Genomic DNA, 15,792 nt, shown 5'->3' on the forward strand with positions numbered 1-15,792 from the left:
CCGCTTCGTTTTCGCTGCGGCGCGGGGTGTGCATATTACGCTTTCCCGCTTCAGAGTCAAGCGTTTGTTTTGCTTTTCTCTGCTGACCCGGCGGCTTGCGTGCCGTTGTTCCGTGTCAGTGGAGGCGCATTATAGGGAGTTCTTCTGAAGTGACAAGAGGAAATTTAAAAAAAGTTTCTGACCGTGTTTTTTTTCACCAAAAGCGATGAGATCCAGCTACAAATTGTTCTATTTGATGTATCTGCAACCACAATCACACCTGAGATGGCATAATTAACCGCATCAATATTTAAGGAATAAAAGCGATGCCATTAAGCGCACAACAGCTGGCAGCTCAAAAAAACCTGTCCTATGTGCTGGCAGAGAAACTGGCGCAGCTGATCTTAGCGGGTAAATATGCTCCAGGTAGCATCCTGCCAAGCGAGATGGAGCTGGGAGATCAGTTTGGCGTTAGCCGTACCGCCGTTCGCGAAGCGGTAAAAACATTAACGGCGAAAGGGATGGTGCTTCCACGTCCGCGCATTGGCACCCGCGTTATGCCTCAGGGAAACTGGAACTTTCTCGATCAGGAGTTACTCACCTGGTGGATGACCGAAGATAACTTTAATCAGGTCGTCGATCACTTTCTGGTCATGCGCAGCAGTCTTGAGCCTCAGGCCTGCCTGCTTGCCGCCACGCTCGGCACAGCAGAGCAAAAAGCGCAGCTCAATACTTTGATGGAAGAGATGGTGGATCTGAAAAAGCACTTTAACCGCGAGCGCTGGATAGCGGTCGATATGGCCTGGCATGAACATATCTATAATATGAGCGGAAATCCTTTCCTGACCTCCTTTGCTTCTTTATTCCATTCTGTGTACCACACTTACTTTACCTCTATTACGCAGGATGAGGTGGTGAAGCTGGATCTGCATCAGGCGATAGTCGATGCCATTCAGGAGAGCGACGGGCAGCGAGCCCTGAGTGCGTGCCAGGCGTTGCTGGCCGCGCCAACCCACCAGCAGGTAAATAAATGACAGAGAAAAAAGCACGCAGTATGGCCGGACTGCCGTGGATTGCAGCCATGGCGTTCTTTATGCAGGCACTGGATGCCACTATCCTCAATACCGCCCTTCCCGCCATAGCCCAAAGCCTTAACCGCTCCCCGCTGGCGATGCAATCCGCCATCATCAGCTACACCCTGACAGTGGCGATGCTTATTCCGGTCAGCGGCTGGCTGGCCGATCGTTTCGGCACACGCAAAGTGTTCATGCTGGCGGTGACGCTGTTCACGCTCGGTTCTCTGGCTTGCGCCCTCTCCACCTCTCTGACGGAACTGGTTATCTTCCGCGTTCTACAGGGGATAGGCGGCGCGATGATGATGCCCGTCGCGCGTCTGGCGTTATTACGCGCCTATCCGCGCAGCGAACTGCTCCCGGTGCTCAACTTTGTGACTATGCCGGGGCTGGTCGGCCCGATACTTGGCCCGGTTCTCGGCGGCGTACTGGTGACCTGGGCTAGCTGGCACTGGATCTTCCTGATTAATATTCCGATTGGTGTGGCAGGGCTGATTTATGCCCGCAAATATATGCCGAACTTCACCACGCCAAGACGCAGCTTCGATATGGGTGGTTTCTTCCTGTTTGGCCTGAGCCTGGTCCTGTTCTCCAGCGGGATGGAGCTGTTTGGCGAGAAAATCGTAGCGACGTGGCTGGCGCTGGCCGTCATCCTCAGCGGTATTCTGCTGTTCCTTCTATATATACGTCATGCGCGTCGCCATCCGACACCGCTTATCTCTTTATCTCTGTTTAACACCCGAACGTTCTCCGTCGGGATCGCGGGCAATATTGCCTCGCGTCTGGGCACGGGCTGCGTACCGTTCCTGATGCCGCTGATGCTCCAGGTCGGTTTCGGCTATCCAGCCCTGATTGCTGGCTGCATGATGGCGCCCACGGCGATGGGCTCGATTCTGGCAAAATCGACGGTCACGCAGGTGCTGCGCTGGTTTGGCTATCGTAAGACGCTGGTTGGCGTGACGATCTTTATCGGATTGATGATTGCGCAGTTCTCCCTGCAATCTGCGGCGTTACCAATCTGGATGCTGATCCTGCCGCTGTTTGTGCTGGGTATGGCCATGTCGACGCAGTTTACGTCGATGAACACCATCACCCTTGCGGACCTCACCGACGAGAATGCCAGCAGCGGCAACAGCGTACTGGCGGTCACTCAACAGCTGTCGATCAGCCTCGGGGTTGCCGTGAGCGCGGCGGTACTGCGGTTTTATGAAGGGTTCGAGGGAACCAATACCGTTGAGCAGTTCCACTATACCTTTATCACTATGGGCGCGCTTACCGTGGTATCGGCGGTGGTCTTTATGTTGTTAAAACCAAAAGACGGCCGGAACCTGATTAAAGAGCGTCACAAAGAGAAGGCTAAACCGAACCGCGTTCCATCAGAACAGGAGTAAGCTGCAAACGTTGCTGTTGCAGCGTGGGCTGGGCCATGCGGTGGATCAACACATCGATGGCCAGCTCGCCCAGTTCATCTTTCGGCTGATGGATGGTGGTCAGTGGGGGCGTCATGTAGCGCGCCAGTTCGATATCATCGTAACCGACGATCGCCATGTCGTCCGGAACACGTAATCCCGCCTGATACAGCGCCTGATATGCTCCGAATGCCATCGCATCGTTACCGATAAACACCGCCTGCGGACGCGGCTCTTGCGCCAGCAGTTTCTGCATTGCTTCAAATCCACCGTTAAATTCGAAATCGCCGGTGATGCGATAGCCATCAGGAATGGCAAGCCCCGCCCGTTCCATGGCCGAAAGATAGCCTTCCAGACGCAGGCGCGCCGGGGTTTTATCCAGCGGGCCGGTAATACAGGCAATGCGGGTATGACCTTTATCGATCAGATGCTGAGTCGCCATATCGCCGCCCAGCAGCGAGTTATCCTGAATCAGATCGCTGGTGCCGTCGAACGGCGCCCAGTCCATCATCACCGTGGGAATAGAAGGGTAGCGCTGGATGATCTCTTTCGAGGGTTGATGCGTTTCGGTACAGAGCAGCAGCAGCCCGTCGACGCGTTTTTGCATCAGCGTTTCCAGGTTACGGTTCATGCGCTGCTCATCGCCTTCGGTATTGCACAGCACCAGGCTGTAGCCGCGCTCGAAGCAGCTGCGCTCCACGCCGCGCACCAGTTCAGAATAAAAAGGGTTGGTACTGGCTGTGATCAGCATGCCGATGGTGCGCGTTTGGTTGAGCTTCAGGCTGCGGGCCAGCGCAGACGGCGCATAGTTGAGTTCTTTAATTGCAGCGTCAACTTTCTCCCGAATCGCCTCGCTGACGAAGCGATCGTTATTGATTACGTGGGAGACAGTCGAGGTAGAAACGCCCGCCATACGGGCGACATCTTTCATTGTGGCCAAGCGTTACCCCTGCTGACTTAAGAATTCATCAATCTCTTTACGCCATGGAACAGAAGGCTGAGCGCCTTTACGCGTCACCGCAATCGCAGCGGCGGCATGCGCGAAGCGGATCGCGTCATCCATTGCTTTTCCTTCCAGCAGCGCCGTTACCAGTGCACCGTTGAAGGTGTCTCCTGCGGCGATGGTATCAATGGCTTTGACCTTAAAGCCCGGTACGCGACGGCCTTCGCCATTGACGCTAGCCCACACCCCACGGCTGCCGAGGGTGATGATTACGGTGCCGATGCCTTTTTCATGCAGTGCAAGCGCGGCACGCGCGGCATCGTCATCATTTTCGACACGGATACCCGTCAGCTTTTCCGCTTCGGTTTCGTTCGGGGTGATGATATCCACCAGCGCCAGCAGCTCATCTGATAATACACGGGCAGGCGCAGGGTTAAGTACGACAGACGTATGATTTTCATGCGCAATTTTCGCGGCGGCCAGCACGCTTTCAACCGGTGACTCCAGCTGCATCAGCAGGGCTTCCGCTCCGGCGATGATTCCACGCTGCGCTTCGACGCGTTCAGTCGTTAACGCGGCATTAGCCCCTGCATGAATACCGATGACATTCTCACCTTCCGCATTGACGAAAATCAGCGCCACGCCGGTAGATTCCCCTGCAACCACGCTGACGGGTGCAATGTCGATGTTGTCGCTTGCCAGCTGTTTGCGTACGCGCTCGCCGGTATCGTCATCACCCGTACAGGCGATAAACGCGATATTCGCCCCGCTGCGTCCGGCGGCAACCGCCTGGTTTGCGCCCTTACCGCCGAACGCCACCTGATACTGATTGCCAGTGACGGTTTCGCCCGGAGTGGGGAACGTTTCAAGGTTAAGAATGTGATCGGCATTGATACTGCCAAGGACGACGAGGTTGCCTGCGGTTTTCATGTATTGAGGTGTCCATCTGAGAGCGCCACCGGTCTTACCCGGTGGCGTATGCCACACTTTTCTTTTATTTGGTGTCCCTCAGGCAGCCAGCGACTGCCTGAATCGCCTTTACTGCTTAATGACCAATTTCAGGTCAACAGGATATTTGGCCTGAACTTTTTCGCCCTTCAGCACTTTATCGGCAGTTTGCACGCCAGTCGCGCCAATCTGCTCAGGCAGCTGAGCGATGGTCGCAGCCAGTTTGCCATCATTTACTGCTTTTTCACCATCCGGCGTGCCGTCAAATCCGACAACCATCACATCTGATTTACCCGCAGTCTGGAGCGCACGCAGCGCACCGAGCGCCATTTCGTCGTTCTGTGCGAATACCGCCTGCACATCAGGATGCGCGGTCAGCAGGTTCTGCATGACGTTCAGGCCCTTTGTACGGTCGAAGTCTGCCGGCTGGCTCGCCAGCACGTTGAATTTGTGCGCCGCTACAGCCTGCTGGAAGCCTTCACCACGTTCACGGGCTGCGGAAGTCCCGGCGATACCCTGCAACTCGATCACTTTCGCGCCTTCACCTGCTTTCTTCGCGATGTAGTCACCGGCGATTTTACCGCCCAGTACGTTATCAGACGCAATGTGGCTGACCACATCCCCTTTCGTTGCCTGACGGTCAAGGGTGATGACCGGGATCTTCGCCTGGTTTGCCATCTTCACGGCGTTACCGACCGCGTCGGAATCGGTTGGGTTGATCAGCAGGATTTTGGTACCACGAACGGTTAAGTCCTGAACGTTAGCCAGCTCTTTCGCCGGGTTGTTCTGAGAATCCAGCACCACCAGGTTGTAGCCCAGTTTATCTGCTTCTTTCTGCGCGCCATCCTTCAGGGAGACGAAGAACGGGTTGTTCAGGGTAGAGACAACCAGCGCGATGGTGTCCTTCGCCATGGCGTTAGCACTTACGGTTGCGCTCAGCGCGACAGCAGAAACCAGGGTAGCCAGTTTTTTCATGTTCATATCTAAGATGTCCTGTAGTGTCGTCAGTTACTGTTTTTTGTTGTCTACCAGTACCGCCAGCAAAATCACCACTGCCTTAACGATCATCTGGTAATAGGAGGAAACACCTAACAAATTCAAACCATTATTCAGGAAACCGAGGATCAGTGCGCCGATCAATGTCCCAACAATGCGACCTTTACCACCCGCAAGGCTCGTACCGCCCAGAACCACTGCCGCGATGGCATCCAGCTCATAGCCCGTACCCGCCGTTGGCTGCGCGGAAGAGAGGCGCGCCACTTCGATGATGCCCGCCAGAGACGCCAGCAGGCCGCACAGGGAGTAAACGATAATTTTGACTTTATTAACGCTGATACCGGACAGGCGCGTTGCCGCTTCGTTACCGCCCAGCGCATAGATATAACGACCCAGACGGGTATGGTGCAGCATGTACCATGCCGCCAGGAAGACGATAGCCATGATCCAGACCGGGGTCGGGACACCCAGCGGGCGACCAATACCGAACCAGCCAAACAGATCGGCGTTATCGGTAAAACCGGTATTAATCGGGCTGCCGTTGGTGTACACCATGGTCACACCGCGCAGCAGCAGCATCATCACCAGCGTGGCGATGAACGCCTGAACGCGACCTTTCGCCACAATCACGCCGGTTACGGCGCCAATTGCCGCACCTGCCGCCAGCGCAGCGGCAACGGCCACCAGCGCGTTGACCTCAATACCAACAATCGACGCGGCGATCGCGCCGGTGAGGGCCAGCAGGGAACCGACGGACAGATCGATACCCGAGGTCAAAATCACCAGCGTCATCCCCACCGCCATAATGGCGTTGACGGAGGTCTGCTGAAGAATGTTGAACAGGTTATTGACGGTAAAAAAGTTCGGGCTCATGGTCGAGACAATCGCGATCAGCACCAGCAGGGCAATCAGCGATTTTTGTTCCATCAGCCATGCCTTTGTGAAATAGCGGCGACCAGAAACAGCCTGGGTAGTCATCTTCTTACTCCTGATTCACGCGATTAAGCTTGCCCACAGCGGCAGCCATCAGAACTTCCTGGGTGGCCTGCTCGCGAGTGAATTCACCGCCGAGATGCCCTTCATGCATGACGATAATGCGATCGCTCATGCCTAATACCTCTGGCATCTCGGAAGAGACCAGAATGATGCTCAGACCGTCGGCCTTGAACTGGTTAATCAGCTGATAGATCTCTTTCTTCGCGCCCACGTCCACGCCGCGGGTGGGCTCATCCAGGATCAGCACTTTCGGGCGCGTCATCAGCCCGCGGGCAATCGCCACTTTCTGCTGATTCCCGCCGGACAACAGGCCAATCGCCTGCTCCATAGACGGGGTTTTAACGTTAAAGAGACGGATAAAATCGCTGACCGCCTGCTGCTCATCTTTGTGTTTCAGGCTGCCGCCGCTGCGGCTGAAATAGCCTAGCGCAGTCAGGGACATGTTCTCTTTCACCGACATGCCCAGCACTAAGCCGTCGCGCTTACGGTCTTCGGAAATATAGACAATGCCGTTCGCCAGGCCATCCTGAGGCGAGCGGGTGACCACCTCATGGCCGTCGAGGGTAACGTAGCCGCTGGTGCGCGGCAGTGCGCCATAGAGCACTTTCATCAGTTCGGTGCGCCCCGCGCCCATCAGGCCCGCGACGCCAAGGATCTCGCCCTTGCGCAGAGTAAAGGAGACGTCATTCACGCCCGGCCCGCAGAGATTATCCACCTTCAGGCGGATCTCTCCCGGCGCTTTCTCCAGATGCGGATACTGATCTTCGAGCTTACGTCCCACCATCATTTCAATCAGCGTATCTTCGGTCAGGGTTGCTACTTCGCGCTCGGCAATAAACTGCCCATCGCGAAACACGGTGACGTCGTCGCAGATCTCGAAGATCTCTTTCATGCGGTGTGAGATATAGACAATGCCGCGGCCCTGGGATTTCAGCTCACGGATCACGCGGAACAGGGATTCGGTTTCGGTATCGGTCAGGGCGTCGGTCGGTTCATCCATAATGATGACCTTCGACTCGAAGCTCAGCACCTTCGCGATTTCCACCATCTGCTGATCGCCGATGGAAAGGTCGCCCACCAGTCGGTCGCTCTTAAAGCGCAGATTCAGCTTCGCCAGCAGTTTGTCCGCTTCGGCATACATGGTTTTCCAGTCGATTTTGCCAAACCGGTTCACGAACTCACGGCCGAGGAAGATGTTCTCCGCAATGGTGAGCTGCGGGATCAGGTTCAACTCCTGGTGGATGATGCCGATGCCCGCTTCCTGAGAGGATTTCGGGCCGTTAAAGGTGGTCTCTTTACCCAGCCACAGCAGCGAACCGGCATCGCGTTGGTAGATACCGGTCAGCACTTTCATCATGGTGGATTTGCCGGCGCCGTTTTCGCCCACCAGCGCCATGACGCGCCCGGAATAGACGTTCAGCGCCGCACCGGAGAGGGCTTTTACGCCCGGGAACGACTTATCGATCCCTTTGAGTTGCAGTAATGCGTCCATGATGGCCTCAGAAGGTGACGCCAGCACAGAGAATGATATTCGCATACGGGGAGCACTCCCCGCTGCGAATCACCGCCTGACTGTCTGCGGTTTGTTGTTTGAACTGCTCGTGCGTTGTGTAACGAATTTCTATGGTGTTTCCCTGGTGCTGTTGCAGTTGCTCAATGTGGCTGAGCAACGTTTCGTGGAGTTGCGGATTATGTTGTTTGATTTCCGCCGCGAGAATGGCCGCCTCAACCTGCATCTCCGCGGTGACCACTTCCAGTACCTGCATGAACGAGGGTACGCCCTGCGTTAACGCCATATCGATACGGGTTGTGCTGCGCGGAACCGGTAAGCCTGCATCGCAAACCACCAGCGTATCGGTATGCCCAAGACGGGAAATCACCGATGAGATTTCTGAGTTGAGTACTGTGCCTTTCTTCATTTTTTGCTCCACTAGCGAAACGTTTCGCTAAAAACAGTGTAGCCGCAGAAGTGTTCAGAAAACCATCATGACGTAACGGATTTGTGATCAACGTCGAAACGTTTCGCTAAGTGAAACGTAGAGGTAATTTAGGCAGGTATGTTGAGGGTTTAGTAGGCCGGGTAAGCGCAGCGCCACCCGGCATATTCAGAAGGGTTAAATCTCGACCTGCGTCCCCAGCTCAATCACGCGGTTAGGCGGGATCTCAAACTGGTCAGGCGCACGCAGGGCGTTACGTTGCAGAATGAGATACAGCTTGCCGCGCAGGCGCAGATACCATGGGCGCTTGCCGATGATCAGCGACTCGTGGGACATAAAGAACGACGTCTCCATCATGCGGCAACTCAGGCCTTCCAGACCGCAGCGGTGGAACACCTCTTCCACGTTCGGCGTTTCGCGCCAGCCGTAGCTTGCCACCACGCGCCAGAAGGTTGGCGATAGCTGTTCAATCTGTACGCGACGCACGTTGTGAACGTACGGCGCATCTTCGGTACGCAGCGTCAGCAGGATCACGCGCTCGTGCAGCACTTTGTTGTGCTTGAGGTTATGCATCAGCGCAAACGGGATCACGTTCAGCGCGCGAGACATATACACCGCTGTGCCCGGCACGCGCACCGGTGGGGATTTCTCCAGCGAGGCGATCATCGCCTCCAGAGAGTTACCGTGCTCGTGCATACGACGCAGCAGGCGGAAACGTTCGCTCTTCCACGTCGTCATCACAATAAACATCACCAGACCCAGCGTCAGCGGCAGCCAGCCGCCGGAGACAATCTTGTCGAGGTTCGCAGAAAACAGCGGCACGTCGATGCAGAGGAAGCCAACCAGGATCAGCCCCACGAGGAACTTATTCCAGTGCCAGTTACGGTACGCCACGGTAGTGGAGAGAATAGAGGTCAACACCATCGTTCCGGTTACCGCGATACCGTACGCCGCCGCCAGATTACTGGAGTGCTCAAAGCTGACGATAACAATCACCACCGCGAAATAGAGCAGCCAGTTGACGAAGGGAATGTAGATCTGGCCAGACTCCATCTCCGAGGTATGGATAATGCGCATTGGGGAGAGATAACCCAAACGCACGGCCTGACGCGTCAGGGAGAATACGCCGGAAATGACAGCCTGAGAGGCAATGACCGTCGCCAGCGTCGCCAGGATCAGCATCGGAACCAGCGCCCAGTCCGGCGCCAGCAGGAAGAACGGGTTTTTAATCGCTTCAGGGTGTGCAAGCAGCAGAGCGCCCTGACCGAAGTAATTCAGCACCAGTGAAGGCAAGACCACGCTAAACCAGGCGACGCGAATAGGGAGTTTCCCGAAGTGGCCCATATCCGCATACAGCGCTTCAACACCGGTAATGGACAGCACCACCGCGCCCAGCGCCACAAACGACACCACTTTATATTCAAGGAAGAAATGCACCGCCCACATTGGGTTCAGCGCGTGCAGGACATCCGGGTTGGCGATAATACTGCGTAAGCCCAGCGCCGCCAGGATCAGGAACCAGGCCAGCATAATAGGCGCGAACAGCTTACCCACCAGCCCGGTACCGTGTTTTTGTATGGCAAACAGCAACGTCAGCACGATAATAGCGAGTGGCACCACCCACGTATCAAGCTGTGGCGCGACAATCTCCAGCCCCTCTATGGCCGACATTACAGAAATCGCCGGCGTAATCACGACTTCTCCATAGAAGAAGCTGCCGCCAATCAGGCCGATGATGACCAGCACGGAGGTCATTCTTGCAGACGTATTGCGCCCGGCAAGGGACATCAGGGTCAGAATACCGCCCTCGCCCGCGTTATCAGCCCGCATTACGAAAGAGAGATACTTAAGGGAGACCACCAGGATCAGCAGCCAGAAGATGAGCGAGAGGAAACCAAATACGGCGTCACGCTCTACACCAAAACCAAACTGACCGGACAGACATTCACGAAGCGTATAAAGCGGGCTGGTGCCGATATCACCGTAGACAACCCCGATCGCCGCAAGCGTTACAGCGGGTAATGATTGCTTATTATCAGTGCTCATAGACTAGTCTTTTCGTTTGAATAACAAATGTGTGCTTAGTCCCTTGGCCCACAAAAAGCGCACAGTATGCACGATTCAATGCAAAATCGTACCCCTAAATGCAGCCGCATTAATGTAGCGCAAAGAAAATAGCGCCGCACTTCAGCCTATTACCAGGCCAGACCGAAACGTCTATACTCGCTTCAATTAGCCGCCACGACGGCGAAAGGATGCAAAACTATTATGGCTCACTCACATTTATTAGCAGAAAGAATTTCCCGCCTCAGCAGTGCGCTGGAGAAAGGCCTTTACGAGCGTAGCCACGCCATTCGCCTCTGTTTACTGGCGGCGCTGAGTGGGGAAAGCGTATTTCTGCTGGGCCCGCCGGGCATTGCCAAAAGTCTGATCGCACGCCGCCTCAAATTCGCTTTCCAGAACGCGCGCGCATTCGAGTATTTGATGACGCGCTTCTCCACGCCGGAAGAAGTTTTCGGCCCACTCTCCATTCAGGCGTTAAAAGATGAGGGACGCTATGAACGTCTGACGGCGGGCTATCTTCCGGAAGCGGAAATCGTCTTTCTTGATGAGATCTGGAAAGCCGGCCCGGCCATACTGAATACCCTGTTGACGGCAATTAACGAACGCCGCTTCCGCAACGGCGCCAGCGAAGAGAAGATCCCCATGCGCCTGCTGGTGGCCGCGTCTAACGAATTGCCCGAAGCCGACAGCAGCCTGGAAGCGCTGTATGACCGTATGCTGATCCGCCTGTGGCTGGATAAAGTCAAGGATAAATCAAACTTCCGTTCCATGCTGGTAAGCCAGCAGGATGAAAACGAAAACCCGGTGGCAGCGTCATTGCAGGTCACGGACGAGGAATACCACCAGTGGCAGGAGGAGATCGGCAAGATAAAACTGCCCGATCCCGTTTTTGAGCTGATCTTTATGCTGCGCCAGCAGCTTGATTTGCTGCCCTCCGCGCCGTACGTCTCCGATCGTCGCTGGAAAAAAGCCATTCGCCTGCTCCAGGCAAGCGCGCTGTTTAGCGGCCGCGATGCTGTCGCCCCAATCGATCTGATCCTGCTGAAAGACTGCCTGTGGCACGACGCAGAAGGGATGAATCTGATGCAACAGCAGCTGGACGTTTTGATGACCGGACACGCGTGGGGTCAGCAGTCGATGCTCAATCAGCTGGGAGCGATTGCCCAACGTCGCCTTCAGCTCCAGCAGCAGCAAAGTGACAAAACCGCGCTGAAGGTGAACCGTCTTGGCGGGATGTTTACCCGTAAACCGCACTATGAACTGCCCGCCGGGCTGACTGACGCCTCGCTCACGCTTCTTCTTCAGCAACCGCTGAAGCTTCATGATATGCAGGTTGTGCACGTGACGATCGAACGCGTTGCGCTGGTTCAGTGGCTGGATAAAGGCGGTGAGATCCGCGGTAAACTCAACGGTATCGGCTTTGCACAGCCGCTGTCGATGGAAGTCGACAGCAGCCAGCACCTTGTGATCCGCGACGTCAGCCTTCAGGGATCGCGCCTGGCGCTGCCGGGCACGGCCTCCGATACTGTTCCGGAGGAGATCAAACAGCAGCTCGACGCGCTGGATAACGAATGGCATCAGCAGCACACGCGCTTCAGCGAGCAGCAGAAATGCCTCTTTATCCATAGCGACTGGTTAGGTCGCATTGAAGCCAGCTTGCAGGATGTCAGCGCGCAGATCAAACAGGCGCGTCAATGCTAACGCTGGACACGCTTAACGTCATGCTGGCGGTTAGCGAGGAAGGGTTGATCGAAGAGGTCGTCATTACCCTGCTCGCTTCACCGCAGCTGGCGGCCTTCTTTGAAAAATTCCCGAAGCTCCGAAAAGCAATGACGGACGATCTGCCCCGCTGGCGCGATAACCTGCGACAGCGGTTTAAGGAGACGGAAGTCCCGCCGGAACTGACAGAGGAAGTGGCTGGTTACCAGCAGTGCCAGCGGCTTTCAACGCCGCAGTTTATTGCCCAGCTACAGCAAACCCTGACGCTGCTTGATAACGTTCACTCCCCGTTTGCCAGCCAGGCCAGAGCGCTGGTCACGGACAACCCCAGCTTTACTCCCGCCCTGCATACGCTGTTTTTACAGCGCTGGCGTCTGAGCCTTGTGGTCCAGGCCACGGCCCTTAATCAGCAGTTGCTGGACGAAGAGCGCGAACAGTTGCTCAGTGAAGTCCAGGAGCGAATGACCCTGAGCGGCCAGTTAGAACAGGTGCTGGTGGAGAATGAAAACGCCGCCGGTCGACTCTGGGATATGAGTGCCGGCCAGTTAAAGCGGGGCGATTATCAGCTGATCGTGAAGTACGGCGACTTTCTGGCACAACAGCCGGAGCTGATGAAGCTCGCAGAACAGCTCGGCCGCTCCCGGGAGGCCCGGTCGGTCCCAAAGAAAGATGCGCCGATGGAGACCTTCCGTATGCTGGTACGCGAACCCTCCACCGTACCGGAGCAGGTGGACGGGCTACAGCAAAGCGATGACATCCTGCGCCTGCTGCCCACGGAACTCAGCACGCTGGGAATGACCGAACTGGAGTATGAGTTTTATCGTCGGCTAGTGGAAAAACAGCTCATTACCTATCGACTGCATGGCGAAGCCTGGCGCGAGAAGATCAGCCAGCGTCCGGTAGTGCACCAGGATTTTGATGAGCAACCGCGCGGCCCATTCATTGTTTGCGTCGATACGTCTGGATCGATGGGGGGCTTTAATGAACAGTGTGCAAAAGCGTTCTGCCTGGCTCTGATGCGCGTGGCGCTTGCCGATCGTCGTCGCTGCTACATCATGCTCTTTTCCAGCGAAGTTGTTGGGTATGAACTGACCAGCCCACAGGGGCTGGAGCAGGCGATCCGCTTTTTAAGCCAGCGCTTTCGCGGCGGCACCGATCTGGCCAGCTGTTTTCGCAGCATCATTGAGCGCATGCAGGGCGGAGACTGGTACGACGCGGATGCGGTGGTGATTTCCGATTTTATCGCCCAGCGGCTGCCGGACGACGTCGTGAATAAAGTGAAGGAGATGCAGCGCGTGCACCAGCACCGTTTCCATGCCGTGGCGATGTCTGCACATGGAAAACCCGGCATCATGCGCATCTTCGATCACATCTGGCGCTTTGATACCGGGTTGCGTAGCCGCCTGCTCAGACGCTGGCGACGTTAATTAAAGAAGAGAACCGACGCTCTCACGTACCTGCTGCGGCCAGACCCCACACTGTACCTGACCAATGTGAGAGAGTTGCAGCAGCAGCATGGTCAGACGAGACTGGCCAATACCACCGCCGATGGTCTGCGGCATTTCACCGCGCAGCAGTGCCTGGTGCCACTCCAGTTGCAGACGATCTTCATCACCGGTCACGGCCAGCTGACGCTTCAGTGCTTCAGCATCCACGCGGATCCCCATCGAAGAGAGTTCAAACGCATCTTCCAGAACCGGGTTCCAGACCAGAATATCGCCGTTCAGACCGGCATATTCGCTTTCGCCCACGGTGCTCCAGTCATCGTAATCCGGCGCACGGACGTCGTGACGTTTACCATCAGACAATTTCCCGCCAATGCCGATAAGGAATACCGCGCCCAGCTCTTTGGCGATCGCGCGTTCACGGCCTTTGGCATCCAGATCCGGGAAACGGCTCAGCAATTCCTGACTGTGAACAAAGTGGATCGTTTCCGGCAGGAACGGTGCCAGACCAAACTCTTTGCTCACGGCCGCTTCGGTTGCTTTGATCCCGGCGTAGATCGCCTCAACAGTGGATTTCAGCGTACCGACGTGACGCTCGCCATCTCCCATTACACGCTCCCAGTCCCACTGGTCAACGTAGACAGAGTGAATCGGGGAAAGGCGGTCTTCATCGGGGCGAAGGGCTTTCATGTGCGTGTAAAGCCCTTCGCCCGCGCTGAAGTCGTGTTGTCCCAGGGTTTGACGCTTCCACTTCGCCAGGGAATGAACCACTTCGAACTGGGCGTCTGGCAGTGTTTTCACTTTTACCTGTACCGCTTTTTCGCAACCAGACAAGTTATCCTGCGTCCCGTCACCCACGCGGCTCAGAATCGGCGCCTGAACTTCAATAAGGCCAAGCTTCTCTTCCAGCTGGCGGGAAAAATGGGATTTTACGAAACTGATCTGGCGTTGTTTTGCGATGTAAGCGGTTTTCATTATTTATACTCCTGCGTCCTGTTGATACTGATTAAGCAACAGAACAGGCGCTTAATTCAATAACCCATCAACAAAAAGCCGCCTTCACTTTTTATTCGTTAAAATAAGACGCTAGAATAGAGGGAATCATTAATCTTCATAAGAAAAACCTATGGAAAATTATCAGATCGACAATCTGGACCGCGGCATTCTGGAAGCGCTAATGGCCAACGCACGCACCGCGTATGCCGAACTGGCGAAACAATTTGGCGTCAGCCCGGGGACCATTCACGTTCGCGTCGAGAAAATGAAGCAGGCCGGGATCATCACCGGCGCACGCATTGATGTCAGCCCGAAGCAACTTGGCTACGACGTCTGCTGCTTCATTGGCATTATTCTGAAAAGCGCCAAAGATTACCCCTCCGCGCTGGAGAAACTGAACGCGCTGGATGAAGTCACCGAGGCGTACTACACCACCGGGCACTACAGCATCTTTATAAAGGTGATGTGCCGATCCATTGACGCCCTCCAGCAGGTACTTATCAACAAGATCCAAACAATCGATGAAATTCAGTCCACTGAAACCCTGATCTCCCTGCAAAACCCGATCATGCGTACTATCCGCCCGTGATCGGGCAATTTCATTCCCACATTTTCCACAGGTAGATCCCAGCTCGTTCACAGCGTACAATGGCCGCCTCTTTATCTGAGCGAGCGATCAATGGCGGACATTACTCTTATCAGCGGCAGCACCCTGGGCGGTGCGGAATATGTAGCGGAACATCTGGCTGAGAAGCTGGAAGATGCGGGCTTTTCTACACAAACGCTGCACGGACCGCTGCTGGAAGATCTCCCGACTGACGGGGTCTGGCTGCTGATCACCTCCACGCACGGCGCGGGCGATCTGCCGGATAACCTGCAACCTTTATATGACGAACTGCTGGAACAACAGCCCGATCTGTCAAACGTCCGGTTTGGCGCTGTGGGGATCGGCAGCCGTGAATATGACACTTTCTGTGGCGCCATAGAGAAAGTAGAAGCTGCGGTGACCGCCTGCGGAGCAAAACAGCTGGGTGAAACGCTGAAGATCAACATCCTCGATCATGACATTCCCGAAGATCCAGCCGAGATCTGGCTCGCGGAATGGAAAAATTTACTCAAAAACGATTAAAGATCGTGCGATCAGATGTGGATAACTCTGGTTAAAAGCTCGTATTAAGCCGTAGTTATCCAAAGAACAACGTTGGTTTAGTTTTTGACCTGTGTATAAAGTGGCGATCTGATCCCAGCTTATACGGTCCAGGATCACCGATCATTCACAGCAAACGA

Annotated in this window: 14 protein-coding genes; 6 read left to right on the forward strand and 8 right to left on the reverse strand. The window is 55.5% G+C overall.

Features of this window, described 5'->3' with window-relative positions; all coding sequences use genetic code 11:
• Window positions 1-305: 305 nt before the first annotated feature.
• Together ACWKXX_RS12030 and mdtD are read left to right on the forward strand one after the other, a co-directional pair.
• Window positions 306-1,013 (forward strand): FadR/GntR family transcriptional regulator, encoded by a 708-nt coding sequence (locus ACWKXX_RS12030; protein ID WP_003862405.1) that lies wholly within the window; start codon window positions 306-308, stop codon window positions 1,011-1,013.
• Window positions 1,010-2,443, forward strand: coding sequence for a multidrug transporter subunit MdtD (gene mdtD / locus ACWKXX_RS12035; RefSeq protein WP_015570156.1), 1,434 nt, complete (start codon window positions 1,010-1,012; stop codon window positions 2,441-2,443). The genes ACWKXX_RS12030 and mdtD overlap by 4 nt, the downstream gene beginning before the upstream one ends.
• Here mdtD and rbsR read toward each other — a convergent pair.
• The 7 genes from rbsR to kup all read right to left on the reverse strand — a co-directional run bounded on the left by rbsR (window position 2,409) and on the right by kup (window position 10,327).
• Complete coding sequence (gene rbsR / locus ACWKXX_RS12040; RefSeq protein ID WP_003862402.1) at window positions 2,409-3,401, reverse strand: ribose operon transcriptional repressor RbsR; 993 nt, start codon at window positions 3,399-3,401, stop codon at window positions 2,409-2,411. The two genes, mdtD and rbsR, sit on opposite strands and share 35 nt — an antisense overlap.
• A gap of 3 nt (window positions 3,402-3,404) precedes the next feature.
• Window positions 3,405-4,334, reverse strand: a complete 930-nt coding sequence (gene rbsK, locus ACWKXX_RS12045; RefSeq protein WP_015570155.1) for a ribokinase — start codon at window positions 4,332-4,334, stop codon at window positions 3,405-3,407.
• A gap of 108 nt (window positions 4,335-4,442) precedes the next feature.
• A complete protein-coding gene (rbsB, locus tag ACWKXX_RS12050; protein ID WP_003862397.1) occupies window positions 4,443-5,333 on the reverse strand; it encodes a ribose ABC transporter substrate-binding protein RbsB in 891 nt (296 codons plus the stop codon).
• Window positions 5,334-5,360: 27 nt separating this feature from the next.
• On the reverse strand, window positions 5,361-6,326 hold the full coding sequence (gene rbsC / locus ACWKXX_RS12055) for a ribose ABC transporter permease (RefSeq protein ID WP_003862395.1): 966 nt from the start codon (window positions 6,324-6,326) through the stop codon (window positions 5,361-5,363).
• A 4-nt stretch (window positions 6,327-6,330) separates the two neighbouring features.
• Window positions 6,331-7,836 carry a ribose ABC transporter ATP-binding protein RbsA gene (gene rbsA / locus ACWKXX_RS12060; RefSeq protein WP_015570154.1) on the reverse strand — a complete coding sequence of 502 codons (1,506 nt, stop codon included), beginning with the start codon at window positions 7,834-7,836 and terminating at the stop codon, window positions 6,331-6,333.
• Window positions 7,837-7,843: 7 nt separating this feature from the next.
• Window positions 7,844-8,263 (reverse strand): D-ribose pyranase, encoded by a 420-nt coding sequence (rbsD, locus tag ACWKXX_RS12065; protein ID WP_003862392.1) that lies wholly within the window; start codon window positions 8,261-8,263, stop codon window positions 7,844-7,846.
• A gap of 195 nt (window positions 8,264-8,458) precedes the next feature.
• Window positions 8,459-10,327 (reverse strand): low affinity potassium transporter Kup, encoded by a 1,869-nt coding sequence (kup, locus tag ACWKXX_RS12070; RefSeq protein ID WP_006808744.1) that lies wholly within the window; start codon window positions 10,325-10,327, stop codon window positions 8,459-8,461.
• Window positions 10,328-10,549: 222 nt separating this feature from the next.
• Between kup and ravA the strand changes: the two genes are divergently transcribed.
• Window positions 10,550-12,046: an ATPase RavA gene (ravA, locus tag ACWKXX_RS12075; protein WP_454540825.1), complete on the forward strand. Its 1,497-nt coding sequence runs from the start codon at window positions 10,550-10,552 to the stop codon at window positions 12,044-12,046.
• Window positions 12,040-13,491, forward strand: a complete 1,452-nt coding sequence (viaA, locus tag ACWKXX_RS12080) for an ATPase RavA stimulator ViaA (RefSeq protein WP_261665873.1) — start codon at window positions 12,040-12,042, stop codon at window positions 13,489-13,491. The genes ravA and viaA overlap by 7 nt, the downstream gene beginning before the upstream one ends.
• On the opposite strand, the gene asnA is transcribed toward viaA, so the two are convergent.
• Window positions 13,492-14,484: an aspartate--ammonia ligase gene (gene asnA / locus ACWKXX_RS12085; protein ID WP_003862385.1), complete on the reverse strand. Its 993-nt coding sequence runs from the start codon at window positions 14,482-14,484 to the stop codon at window positions 13,492-13,494.
• Between the two features lie 151 nt (window positions 14,485-14,635).
• On the opposite strand from asnA, the gene asnC reads away from it, so the two are divergent.
• Both asnC and mioC read left to right on the forward strand, forming a co-directional pair.
• Window positions 14,636-15,094 carry a transcriptional regulator AsnC gene (gene asnC, locus ACWKXX_RS12090; protein WP_003862383.1) on the forward strand — a complete coding sequence of 153 codons (459 nt, stop codon included), beginning with the start codon at window positions 14,636-14,638 and terminating at the stop codon, window positions 15,092-15,094.
• Between the two features lie 90 nt (window positions 15,095-15,184).
• Entirely contained in the window at window positions 15,185-15,634 is a 450-nt protein-coding gene (gene mioC, locus ACWKXX_RS12095) for an FMN-binding protein MioC (protein WP_003862381.1), read from the forward strand.
• Window positions 15,635-15,792 lie beyond the last annotated feature (158 nt).

The organism is Enterobacter sp. UPMP2061, assembly GCF_053709615.1.

Coding starts and splice junctions, on each gene's coding strand:
- ACWKXX_RS12030 (WP_003862405.1), top strand. CDS start 306: ATGCCATTAAGCGCACAACAGCTGGCAGCTCAAAAAAACCTGTCCTAT.
- mdtD (WP_015570156.1), top strand. CDS start 1,010: ATGACAGAGAAAAAAGCACGCAGTATGGCCGGACTGCCGTGGATTGCA.
- rbsK (WP_015570155.1), bottom strand. CDS start 4,334: ATGAAAACCGCAGGCAACCTCGTCGTCCTTGGCAGTATCAATGCCGAT.
- rbsB (WP_003862397.1), bottom strand. CDS start 5,333: ATGAACATGAAAAAACTGGCTACCCTGGTTTCTGCTGTCGCGCTGAGC.
- rbsC (WP_003862395.1), bottom strand. CDS start 6,326: ATGACTACCCAGGCTGTTTCTGGTCGCCGCTATTTCACAAAGGCATGG.
- rbsA (WP_015570154.1), bottom strand. CDS start 7,836: ATGGACGCATTACTGCAACTCAAAGGGATCGATAAGTCGTTCCCGGGC.
- rbsD (WP_003862392.1), bottom strand. CDS start 8,263: ATGAAGAAAGGCACAGTACTCAACTCAGAAATCTCATCGGTGATTTCC.
- kup (WP_006808744.1), bottom strand. CDS start 10,327: ATGAGCACTGATAATAAGCAATCATTACCCGCTGTAACGCTTGCGGCG.
- ravA (WP_454540825.1), top strand. CDS start 10,550: ATGGCTCACTCACATTTATTAGCAGAAAGAATTTCCCGCCTCAGCAGT.
- viaA (WP_261665873.1), top strand. CDS start 12,040: ATGCTAACGCTGGACACGCTTAACGTCATGCTGGCGGTTAGCGAGGAA.
- asnA (WP_003862385.1), bottom strand. CDS start 14,484: ATGAAAACCGCTTACATCGCAAAACAACGCCAGATCAGTTTCGTAAAA.
- asnC (WP_003862383.1), top strand. CDS start 14,636: ATGGAAAATTATCAGATCGACAATCTGGACCGCGGCATTCTGGAAGCG.
- mioC (WP_003862381.1), top strand. CDS start 15,185: ATGGCGGACATTACTCTTATCAGCGGCAGCACCCTGGGCGGTGCGGAA.